Origin of the sequence: Xanthomonas sp. LMG 12460 (genome assembly GCF_009192895.1) — a bacterium.
GTDB lineage: Bacteria > Pseudomonadota > Gammaproteobacteria > Xanthomonadales > Xanthomonadaceae > Xanthomonas_A > Xanthomonas_A sontii.
In genome coordinates, this window is record NZ_NKUH01000110.1 from 1 (window position 1) to 11499 (window position 11499).

6 protein-coding genes are annotated in these 11499 nt (G+C 67.4%); 4 read left to right on the plus strand and 2 right to left on the minus strand.

Annotated features, from left to right (window positions below):
* Positions 1–625: 625 nt before the first annotated feature.
* The 4 genes from CEK66_RS18440 to CEK66_RS18455 all read left to right on the plus strand — a co-directional run bounded on the left by CEK66_RS18440 (position 626) and on the right by CEK66_RS18455 (position 9682).
* The gene (locus CEK66_RS18440) at positions 626–4057 is read left to right on the plus strand and encodes a PAS domain-containing hybrid sensor histidine kinase/response regulator (protein ID WP_152237872.1); all 3432 of its coding nucleotides are present in this window, start codon (positions 626–628) and stop codon (positions 4055–4057) included.
* A 122-nt stretch (positions 4058–4179) separates the two neighbouring features.
* On the plus strand, positions 4180–6036 hold the full coding sequence (locus CEK66_RS18445; RefSeq protein WP_152237873.1) for a sulfotransferase: 1857 nt from the start codon (positions 4180–4182) through the stop codon (positions 6034–6036).
* Positions 6037–6356: 320 nt separating this feature from the next.
* Entirely contained in the window at positions 6357–9068 is a 2712-nt protein-coding gene (locus tag CEK66_RS18450) for a TonB-dependent receptor (RefSeq protein ID WP_152237874.1), read from the plus strand.
* 134 nt (positions 9069–9202) lie between these two features.
* Entirely contained in the window at positions 9203–9682 is a 480-nt protein-coding gene (locus CEK66_RS18455; RefSeq protein WP_152237875.1) for a hypothetical protein, read from the plus strand.
* A gap of 455 nt (positions 9683–10137) precedes the next feature.
* Here CEK66_RS18455 and mntP read toward each other — a convergent pair whose 3' ends face one another.
* Positions 10138–10713: a manganese efflux pump MntP gene (gene mntP / locus CEK66_RS18460; protein WP_017908356.1), complete on the minus strand. Its 576-nt coding sequence runs from the start codon at positions 10711–10713 to the stop codon at positions 10138–10140.
* Positions 10714–11328: 615 nt separating this feature from the next.
* Positions 11329–11499 (minus strand): LuxR C-terminal-related transcriptional regulator (locus tag CEK66_RS18465; RefSeq protein WP_193312709.1); only part of this gene is annotated, 171 nt, incomplete at its 5' end.

Sequence of the window (11499 nt, forward strand, 5' to 3'; positions counted from 1 at the left end):
GCATGACAGTTGACTCCTACGCGGGGCTTGCAGTTCCATGATGGCGGTTGCGGTTGCTTTGGTTGCTGCCTTTGCCTTATCGGGTTCCCTTCCGAAGCGGCGGCCAGCGCGGGGAAAAACCCGAAGGGCGGCGTACATGGATGTACGCCGTCCGCGGCAGGGGCAGGATGCCCCTTCCGCGGATCCCCGGGATGGACGCGGACCCGGAGCGCGCAGCGCGGAGGGCGCAAGGCAGGGTGTGCTTTCTTTTGGTTACTTTTCTTTGCACAAGCAAAGAAAAGTAACTCGCCGCAAGGCGAAAGCTTTGCCTTTGCCCTGGCTATGGTGGTTGCAACGACTTTCGCCTGAGTGCTAGTGACTTTGATCAGCCTTCGGCTGCTGAGAAGCACTTCTTTAGCTTGTGCAAAGAAAAGCAACTAAAAGAAGCGCTCCACCACAGCCGCAGGCTGGTCAAGCACACCTCGCGGTGGCTGCCGCGCCCGGGGTCCATAAAGCAACAGCAACAGTATCGCGGCAACCAGCCTGGTGCACACGCAGCCCGGCGAGATGGAGCGAGCCAAACACCCGACCACGCCGAAGCGCCGCGCACCCTCTAGACTGCACGCATCATCGTGGGGGCTCACCTTTGGTTTCCAGTTGGATCCTGCTGCTGGTGTCGGTCGGCTATGCGGCGCTGCTGTTCGCGGTGGCGTGGTGGGGCGATCGCCGTCCGCTGTACCCGGAGCGGCCGTGGCTGCGGCCGGCAGTGTACAGCCTGGCGCTGGCCGTGTACTGCTCGTCGTGGACGTTCTACGGCGCGGTCGGCAGCGCGGTGCGCAACGGCGCCGGCTACCTGCCGATCTACCTGGGCCCGCTGCTGATGCTGCTGTTCGGCTGGCGCATCGTCGAGCGCCTGGCGCTGATCGCGCGCAGCGAGAATACGGTGTCCATCGCCGACTTCATCTCCTCGCGCTACGGCCGCTCGCGGCGCCTGGCCGCGCTGGTGGCGGTGATCGCCCTGGTCGGCGTGGTGCCGTACCTGGCGCTGCAGTACAAGGCGGTGGCGATGAGCCTGCAGGTGCTCAGCGGCCAGTCCAGCGCCGGTGCACCGTTCTACGCCGACCCGGCGTTGTACGTGGCCTTGGGGATGGCGCTGTTCGCCACGCTGTTCGGCACCCGCCAGGTCGATGCCACCGAGCACCACCACGGCATGATGCTGGCGATCGCGCTGGAGTCGGTGGTGAAGCTGCTGGCGATGGTGGCGGTGGGCGTGTTCGCCTACGTGTGGCTGTCCGTGCGCGACGGCGGCCAGGTGATGGCGTCGGCACGCACGCTGTTCCAGAACACCCCGCCGGTGGGCTTCATCTCGCAGACCCTGCTCAGCTTCCTGGCGCTGGTGTGCCTGCCACGGCAGTTCCACGTGGCGGTGGTGGAGTGCAGCGACGTCGGCGACATCCGCAAGGCGCGCTGGCTGTTCGGCCTGTACCTGGTGCTGATCTCGGCGATGGTGGTGCCGATCGCCGCCGCCGGCATCGCCCTGTTCGGCGGCGGCGACGTGGCCGACGACAGCATCGTGCTGGCGCTGCCGTTGGCCGAAAGCCGCACCGCGCTGGCGCTGGTCGCCTACGTGGGCGGGTTCTCCGCCGCCACCGGCATGGTCATCGTCTCCAGCATCGCGCTGGCGACGATGATCAGCAACGACCTGGTGATGCCGGTGCTGCTGCGCCGCCGCGGGCACCAGGCGGCCGGTGCCGACGTGGCCTCGAAGGTGCTGTGGATCCGCCGCCTGGCGATCCTGCTGCTGGCGCTGATCGCCTACGGCTATTACCGCAGCAGCAGCAACGACAGCACGCTGGCGTCCTATGGCCTGATGGCCTTCGCCGCGGTGGCGCAGTTCGCACCGGGCGTGATCGGCGGCCTGTACTGGCGCGGCGCCAGCCGCAAGGGCGTGGAGACCGGCATGGTGCTGGGCTTCGCCACCTGGATCTACACCCTGCTGCTGCCGGCGCTGACCCAGGCCGGCTGGCTGGCGCCGGCGTGGCTGCTGGACGGGCCGTTCGGCATCTCCTGGCTGCGCCCGCAGCAGCTGTTCGGCATGAGCGGCTGGGACCCGCTGGCGCACGGCACGTTCTGGTCGCTGCTGGTCAACGTCGGCACGATGATGCTGGTGTCGGCGCGCTGGCGACCGGGCCTGGACGAGCGCCTGCGCGCCGCGCCATTCCTGGAGCCGTACTCGCAGCGCCCGGCGGTGGCCGGCGACTGGCTCGGGCAGGTGCGTGTGGTCGACCTGCAGGCACTGGCCGAGCGCATGGTCGGGGAGCGCCATGCTCGCCGCGCCTTCGCCGAACAGGCGCAACTGCTCGGCCGCGAGCCGCAGCCCACTGCGGTGGCCGACCGCGTCTGGGTGCAGTTCACCGAACGCCTGCTCGCCGCCTCGATCGGCGCGGCCTCTGCGCGCCTGGTGCTGACCAGCCTGCTGCGCGGCTCGGGCATGGACCTGGGCGAGGTGGTGGCGGTGCTCGACGAGGCCGGGCAGGAACTGCGCTTCAACCGCGAGATCCTGTCCACCACGCTGGAGAACATCAGCGCCGGGGTCAGCGTGGTGGATCCGGCGATGCGCCTGACCGCATGGAACCGCCGCTACCAGCAGATGTTCGGCTATCCCGACGGCATGCTCTACGTCGGCCGGCCGGTCGCCGACCTGATCCGCTACAACGCCGAGCGCGGCGAACTCGGCGGCGGCCAGGTGGAAGACCAGATCGCCCGCCGCATCGCGCACATGCGCGCCGGCACCCCGCACGTGTTCGAACGCACCCGCAGCGACGGCAAGGTGATCGAGATGCGCGGCCAGCCGCTGCCCGGCGGCGGCTACGTCACCAGCTACAACGACATCACCGACTACAAGCGCGCCGAGCAGGCGCTGCTCGAAGCCAACGAGACCCTGGAGCAGCGCGTGGCCGATCGCTCGCGCGAGGCCGAGCTGGCGCAGCAGTCCAAGACCCGCTTCCTGGCCGCGATCAGCCACGACGTGCTGCAGCCGCTCAACGCCGCACGCCTGTTCGCCTCGGCCCTGCGCGATGCGCACCAGAACGAGGAGCAGCGGCATCTGGCCGAGCGCGTGGACGCCTCGCTGCGCGCGGCCGAGGAACTGCTCGACGGCCTGCTCGACGTGTCGCGGCTGGATGCCGGCGGCCTGCGCCCGACCATCGAGGACGTGGATGCCGGCCTGCTGTTGCGCGAACTGGCCGCGCAGTACAGCCCGATCGCCGCCGGCCGCGGCCTGCGCCTGCACGTTTACGCGCGGCCGCTGTGGGTGCGCAGCGATCGCCGGCTGCTGCGCCGGGTGCTGCAGAACTTCCTCGCCAACGCGCTGCGCTACACCCGCCAGGGCCGCATCGTGCTGGGCATGCGCCGCCGCGGCGCGGCGCTGGAACTGCAGGTCTGGGACACCGGCCCCGGCATCCCGCCGCACCACATGCAGCAGATCTTCGACGAGTTCCAGCGCTACCAGCAGCCGTTCGACTGGGGCGAGCAGGGGCTGGGCCTGGGCCTGTCGATCTGCCAGCGCATCTCGCGCCTGCTCGGCCACGACCTGGATGCGCGCAGCCGCGTCGGCCACGGCAGCATGTTCTCCATCACCGTGCCGCGGGCGGCGCCACCGCCGCAGGCGCTGCAACGCGCGCCACGCGCAGCGGCCGCGGCCGATTCGCTGGCCGGGCTGCGCGTGCTGTGCGTGGACAACGATCAGGAAATCCTCGACGGCATGCGCGCGCTGCTCGGCCGTTGGCAGGTGGAGGTGATCTGCGCCAGCACCGTCGACGAGGCGCTGGCGCAGGCCGCGTGCGCGCCGCACGTGATGCTGGTCGATTACCACCTGCACGACCGGCTCGACGGCCTGGAGACCCTGGATGCGCTGCGCGCGGCGATGCCCGGACCGGTGGCCGGCGCGCTGCTCACCGCCGACGGCCGCGACGAACTGAAGCTGCAGGCCCGCGAGCGCGGCTACCGGCTGCTGACCAAGCCGGTCAAGCCGGCCTCGCTGCGCGCGTTCCTCACCGCCTACCACGATCCGATCTAGGAGCGGTCGCGCGTCTTCGTAACGGCAATGTATGGGTTATGTGGCAGCCGTCGGCGCGACCGGCATGGCGCACGGCGCGGGCGGGCGGCTAAGGTGGAGGGCCGCCCACGACCCGCCTGCGCATGACCTCCCTGGACGACACCGCGATCCCCCCGCTCCCGGACCTGCTGGCGGCGCTGGAGGCCGGCCAGGCGCAGACCCTCGAACGCGGCGCCCGCGCCTACCTGCGGCAGCGCCCCGACGATGTCCTGGCCAGCAGTCTGCTGGCGATGAGCCTGCAGATGCAGGGCCAGCCGGCGCCGGCCGCCGCGGTGTACCGCACGCTGGCCGAGCGCGAGCCGCACGAGGTGGCGCACTGGAACAACCTGGGCACGGCGCTGCGCGAGGCCGGCGAACCCGGCCCGGCCGCCGAGGCCTATCTGCGCGCCCGCGCGCTGGCGCCGGACGATCCGCTGCCGCACCACAACCTCGGCCTGCTGGCGATGGACGCCGGCGATTACGCCGCGGCCCGCGAACACCTGCTCGATGCCCACGCGCTGGCGCCGCAGGCGCCGCCGCTGTGCGTGCACGCGGCGATGGCCTGCCATGAGTGCGGCGACTTCCAGCGCGTGCAGGCGCTGATCGCCGACTGGCGGCAGTGGCCGCCGCTGGATCCGGACACCACTGTGGAACTGGCCTGGCTGCTGTCGCAGGGCGGCGAGACCGACACCGCCTGCGGCCTGCTGCGCGCCTGCGCCGAGGGGCCGATGGCGCAACCAGCGCGCGCCTGGTCGCGGCTGGTGCTGGTGCTCGAGCGCGCCAACCGCCTGCCGCAGGCGCGCGAGGCCGCCGCGCAGCTGCCGCCGCCGGAGCGCATCGATGACCCGGACGTGCGCCAGGACGCCAGCAACGCGCTGGCGGTGCTGGCCATGCGCGAGGGCCACTGGCAACAGGCGCATGCGCTGCTGCGCGGGCTGTTGGCCGATGGCAGTGCGGTCGACCGGCGCAAACAGAGCAACCTGTTCTTTGCCCTGGCGCGGGTCTGCGACCGCCTCGGACTTCACGACGAAGCGCTGCATGCCTGCGCGCAGGGCCATGCCGGCCAGGTCGAGGGCCTGGCCGCGCTGGTGCCGGAGCTGGCGGCGGCGGACGCACCGCCATTGCCGGTCGCGCAGGCCCGCTGGGATCCGGCGCGCCATGCCGCGGCGCGGCCGGTGACCGCGCCGGCCATGGCCGACTCGCCGATCTTCGTGGTCGGCTTCCCGCGCTCGGGCACCACCTTGCTGGAACAAATGCTCGACGCCCACCCGCAGTTGGTGGCGATGGACGAGCGGCCGTTCCTGCAGGGACTGGCCGACCGCCTGGAGGCGCGCGGCGTGGCCTGGCCGGACGGACTGGGCGAGCTCGACGATGCCGCCTGCGCGACGCTGCGCGCCGAGTACTGGCAGGCGGTGCGCGGGGTGGTGCAGCTGCAGCCGGGCCAGCGCCTGGTCGACAAGAACCCGTTGAACCTGCTGCGCCTGCCGCTGATCCGGCGCCTGTTCCCGGAGGCGCCGGTGATCCTGGCGCTGCGCCATCCCTGCGACGTGCTGCTGAGCTGCTACATGCAGGCGTTCCGCTCGCCGGCATTCGCCCTGCTGTGTGCCAGCCTGCCGCGGCTGGCGCGCGGCTATGCCGACGCGATGGAGTTCTGGCTCTACCACGCCGCCCTGCTGCAGCCACGCACGCTGGAGTTGCGCTACGAGGACCTGGTGGCCGATCCGCAGGCGCAGGTGGCGCGTCTGGGGCAGTTCCTGCAGTTGCAGCAGCCGGAGCGGCTGCTGGACTTCCAGCGCCACGCGCGGGCCAGGGGCTTCATCAGCACGCCCAGCTACGCGCAGGTGGTGGAGGGCATCAACCGCAAGGCCCTGGACCGCTGGCACGCCTATCGCGACGCCTTCGCACCGCTACTGCCGGTGCTGCAGCCGTTCCTGCAACGCTGGGACTACCGCGCCGTCTGAGCGTGCTGCTTGTCTGAACTGTTCCCGTCTGCGGGTTGAACGGCGAAATGCCGCGCGCGCTGTACCGCGGTTGAAGCGGTGTTTTTGTCATGGACTGCCGCACACCGGCACACCGAAACAACACCCTTCTTATAAAAAACTAACAAGTGCCTGACGGTCCTGTAATGGACCGCTGGCCCGAGGCATCCATTTCACCCGCCGCGCGTTTCCGCGCCCGGGATGGTTCGCGCCTGCGTGCAGCCGGCGCTTGTCGCACATCACATGAGGTCTTCCCGATGTCCGTAGCAAAGAACAGACTCGCTCACGCCGTTTGCCTGGCCATGGCGACGCTTCCCGCCACGCTCTATGCGCAGAGCGCCACGCCGGCGGCGTCCGCGTCCGGCGACGCGCCGGTGACCCTGGACAAGCTCACCGTCACCGGTTCGCTGGTGCGCCGCGTGGATGTGGAGACCGCCAGCCCGGTCGCCGTGGTCGATCGCCAGCAGATTCAGCAGAGCGGCAAGCAGACCCTGGGCGATCTGCTGCAGGCGCTGCCCGGCATCGCCGGCGCCGCGACCAACCCGCAGGTCAACAACGGCGGCGGCGACGGCGCCTCGACCATCTCGCTGCGCGGCCTCGGCGACGAGCGCACGCTGATCCTGATCGACGGCCACCGCATCCAGAACAACGACGTCAACTCGATCCCGGCCAACATGATCGACCACGTCGAAGTGCTGAAGGTCGGCGCCTCGGCGATGTACGGCTCCGACGCCATCGGCGGCGTGGTCAACTTCATCCTGCGCAAGAACTTCGAAGGCGGTGAAGTCTCGGCCAACTACGGCCAGACCAGCCGCGGCGACGGCGCGCGCCAGGGCGGCAGCTTCACCTTCGGCAAGACCTGGGACCGCGGCAACGTCGTGGTCGGCCTGGACTACAACAAGCAGAAGGACGTCTCCACCGCCAACCGCGCGTTCTCCAAGTACGCGATGTACCTGTCCAGCGGCAGCGTCTACAAGGGCGGTTCGGCACGGACCCCGACCGGCTACTACAAGCTGCCGGCGGCGACCCTGGCGGCCAACGGTTGCAAGCCCGACGGCGCGTTGACCGGCAACGGCAGCGGCGGCTACAAGTGCTACAGCTCCTCGGCTGATTCGTACAACTACGAGGCACAGAACCTGCTGCTGACGCCGCAACAGCGCGTCGGTGGCTTCGTGCTCGGCAGCTTCAACATCACCGACTCGATGCAGGCGTACGTCAACGCCTACCACAACCACACCATGTCCAACTTCGCGATCGCGCCGCTGCCGCTCGACGCGCAGAACGACGGCATCACCGTCGCCGCCAACAATCCGTACAACCCGTTCGGCGTGGAGTTCGGCCCCAACGGCTACGAGTATCAGACGCGCTTCACCTCGCTCGGCCAGCGCGAAGGCTTCTACGACACGGCCACCGATCAGGATGTGATCGGCCTGAAGGGCGGCATCGGCGACAGTAGCTGGGTGTGGGACGCCAACTTCAACTACGGCCACTACCGCCAGCGCAACTGGAGCCACGGCTACGTCGATTATGCCGCGTTGCAGAACGCGATCAACAGTGGGCAGGTCAACATCCTGGATCAGGGCAGCCCGGCCACGGTCGCCTGGCTGCAGAGCAACGAATCGATTCCGCGCCAGGAAACCACCACCATCATGCGGCAGTGGGAAGCTAGCGCCAACGGCAGTCTGTGGGAGATGCCGGCCGGTGCCGCGCAGCTGGCAGTCGGTGCGCTGTACCGCAAGGAGAGCCTGAGTTCCAGCGTGTCGGCCAACGCGCTGATCAACAGCGACAACACTTGCGCGGTTTCTTCCGAAGCCTGTGCTTCTCCGCTGAGCGGCAGCTTCAACGTCAAGGAGGCCTATGCACAGCTGTTCATGCCGGTGCTGGAGCAGTCCTCGCCGATCGGCGCGCTCAACCTGACCCTGAGCGACCGCTACTCCGACTACAGCAGCGTGCGCTCGGGCAATAACAGCGCCTCGTTCCAGGTGGAGTGGCGGCCGATCCACGACCTGCTGGTGCGCGGCACGGCGGCGCAGGTGTTCCGCGCGCCGACCATCACCGACATCTACCAGGGCCCGACCGCCGACGCGCCGAACTTCATCGACCCCTGCGTCGGCTACAGCGGCAGCGGCCACGCCACTGCCTGCGCCGGTGTGCCGGCCGGCTGGAGCGGCACAGGCCTGTCGCAGACCAACGCGATCAAGTCCGGCGCCACCTACGTGGGCTACCAGCTCAAGCCGGAGAAGGGCACCTCGTTCGACTACGGCCTGGTGTACAGCCCCGAGTACGTACCGGGCCTGTCGGTCAACCTCGACTGGTGGAAGGTCAAGCTCGACGACCTGATCCAGCCGATCTCCGCGCAGACCGTAGCCGACCTCTGCTACAACGATGACAACAGCCCGTACTGCAGCTACCTCCACCGCTACGCCGCCGGCACCCCAAGCGCCGGCAACATCGACCACATCCAGACGCCGGTGGTCAACATCGGCAAGCTCAACACCCAGGGCATCGACCTCGGCGCGAGCTACGCGCTGCCCGCTACCGACTACGGCAAGTTCACCGTGACCGTGGACAGCACCTACCTGCACCGCTACGACATCGACACCGGAGACACGGTGGTGCACATGGCCGGGCGCTACAACTCGTCCTATGGCAACTACGCGCATTGGCGCGCGCATGCGCTGTTCGGCTGGAAGCTGGGCAACTGGGATGCGAGCTGGACCACCCGCTGGGTCGGCAAGATGCAGGTCGGCAGCGGCGACCTGAGCCAGAACATGTCCGCCGACGGGCATGACAAGGGTGTGGTGCTGAACTACGGCAGCTACATGTACCACGCGCTGCAGGTGGGCTACGACATGGCCGGGGCCAACCTGCGCCTGGATCTGGGCGTGGACAACCTGACCAACAAGCAGCCGCCGATGATGTACCAGAACAACGTGTTGAACGCGAACACCGACGTGAGCACCTACGACACGCTCGGCCGCTACTACTGGATGCGGGCGACTTACAAGTTTTGATAGGTAGATGGTTGTTGTAGAGGAAATGGCATTGGCGTCCTTTTTAGGGCGCCAGTTCTAAATTTCATCTTTTGTTCTGGCAGGTGTAAAAGTTTCCCAATAGTTTTTCAATTTCAACAGCAAGGATATAGCTTATGAAAAATGTATATGGTCTGCTGGGCGCTTTTCTGTCTGTCGTATCCTTCGGTGCAAGTGCGGGGGTCGTAACCGATAGGGTCGATAATATATTTATTCAGTGTTCCAGTTGCGCTATTGCAAAAAATACTGATGTTACTCTTGGGTACGTGAAAGTCGCTCTTAGTGCATACGCATCCGCAGCAAGCAGCAAGGGTTGGGGGCCAGTCAGCGTGGGCGACCAAGTCCAGATCGAGAAATATAACCAGACACCTGGTGGTTACATGCTGGTCGATCATTACTACGCAGTAAAAAACCTTCCCGTGAACTCCTTCGATGATTTGATCGATGAAGGAATCGAGCGCGATTCAGATGTCAGGGCGCTCCCTGCGAGAGCGCAGGAAGAGGCTTCACTGAAAGGCGACCTTGCCAATTTCGTAGAGAGTTTTGCCGACTCTGGTGGAGTAACAACGATTTATGGGTTCTTCCGGCAGAATTGATGAATATTGATTGCCTTACGCTATCCGGCGCTCTGATGGCGCATAGCTAAAAAGAGAGAGCTTTTCAGCCTCCCGTGCGGGCAAGTGCTTTGAATGGATCTGGTGTCACCCGCCCATGCGAGTGGCGCCAGATCGTGCGACACGAAGTGTCCATACGGCCGCCGTGCTACTACCGGGATGTCGGCGTGCCGGTGCACATGAACTACGTCGACTTGCATGACTATCCACGTCTATAAGGCGGCACTAGATTTTGTGCAGCTTAGGCAGATCACTGGCGAGCATTGCCGCAATTGTGCTGTTGGGCATGCCTGTCGTCGCGCAGCGGCGACAAGTACATCCTGTCCACTTACTTGGAATTCACTACCGAACCGGCCTAATCCATGCGCCGCATCGGTGGGATGGGCGTTTCATCTCGCCGCGCATCCCCAATATCTGCACGAGCACGCAGCGCGCCATCACCCCGCACCGTGCAGATGCTCGAACAGGATGGTGCTGCCGATCGCGATCAGCAGCGCGCCGCCGACGATCTCCGCACGCTTGCCGGCGAGCGCGCCGAGCGCGCGGCCGAGCATGATGCCCAGGGTGACCATGGTCAGCGTGCACAGGCCGATGATCGCCGCGACCTCGACGATGTTCACGTCGAGGAAGGCCAGGCCGACGCCGACCGCCATCGCGTCGATGCTGGTGGCGAAGCCGGTGGCGGCCAGATTCCAGAAGCCGTGGCGCTTGGGCGCGGCCTCCTCGGGCGTGTCGGACTCCGGCTTGAGGCCGGCGACGATCATGTGCACGCCCAGTGCGCCGAGCAGGCCGAAGGCGATCCAGTGGTCGAAGGCGACGACGTACTTGGACGCGGCCTGGCCGAGCACCCAGCCCAGTGCCGGGGTCAGTGCCTCGATGCAGCCGAAGATCAGGCCGGCACGCAGCGCGTCGGCCCAGCGTGGGCGTTGCATCGCCGCGCCCTTGCCGACGGCGGCGGCGAATGCGTCGGTCGACATGGCGATGCCGAGCAGGAGAATCGAAAGAAACGACATGGGGGACCGTACCGGGACAGGCGACAACGACGAGCGCGCGCGCCCGGCCTTCGCCTTGCGCACTCGCCGCTGGTCTCGCCAACCGAACTGGCTGCCCGTACCACGGCGCATCGGCCGAGTCTGTTGATACGGGCGCTGTCCGCGCAGGTCGGACAGCAGGCTACTCCCCAAGGGGACGCGCAGTCTAACAGCGCCCAACTGCGGCGAACATCCCTGGAACGCACGCGAAGCTGCAGCTTATCTTGATAGCTGCTGCTATATCGACGGTGGCTCTGCGACGGTTGCACTGGAGACGTGGAGGATGCTCGTCCTTGCCCCCATGCCGTCGCTTGCGATGGCGCTCAGCCGTAGAGCGTGAGGATGCGAATGTGCGCGCTCCTTCAGGACAGCGCCACGGATGTGTCCGCTGTTCCCCCACATGCAGCTACCGATGCATCGCCGCTGCGTGGGGTGGCTTCCGCCGCGCCCAAGGCAGCGAATGGCGCTCAGCGTTCGGCGCGTCGGGACTGAAGTCCCTCCCACAAGTAGGCGCCCAGCGTGCCGCGTGCGCAATGCCAACGTGCGCGCACGCGTCGCATCCGCACCGCTCGCGCCTTTGACAGGCGTCGCCGCGGCTCAGTCTTCTTCTGGCGGCAGCACGATGGCGTCGCTGTCGATGGCCAGCTTGCCGGCCAGCAGCACCGCCTGGGTGCGGTTGGTGACGCCGAGCTTGCGCAGGATCGCGGTGACGTGCGCCTTGATCGTGGCCTCGGACACGCCCAGGTCGTAGGCGATCTGCTTGTTGAG

Excerpts from the sequence above, each read along its gene's own strand:
- CEK66_RS18445 (WP_152237873.1), top strand. The coding sequence starts at position 4,180 with ATGACCTCCCTGGACGACACCGCGATCCCCCCGCTCCCGGACCTGCTG.
- mntP (WP_017908356.1), bottom strand. The coding sequence starts at position 10,713 with ATGTCGTTTCTTTCGATTCTCCTGCTCGGCATCGCCATGTCGACCGAC.
- CEK66_RS18450 (WP_152237874.1), top strand. The coding sequence starts at position 6,357 with ATGGCGACGCTTCCCGCCACGCTCTATGCGCAGAGCGCCACGCCGGCG.
- CEK66_RS18455 (WP_152237875.1), top strand. The coding sequence starts at position 9,203 with ATGAAAAATGTATATGGTCTGCTGGGCGCTTTTCTGTCTGTCGTATCC.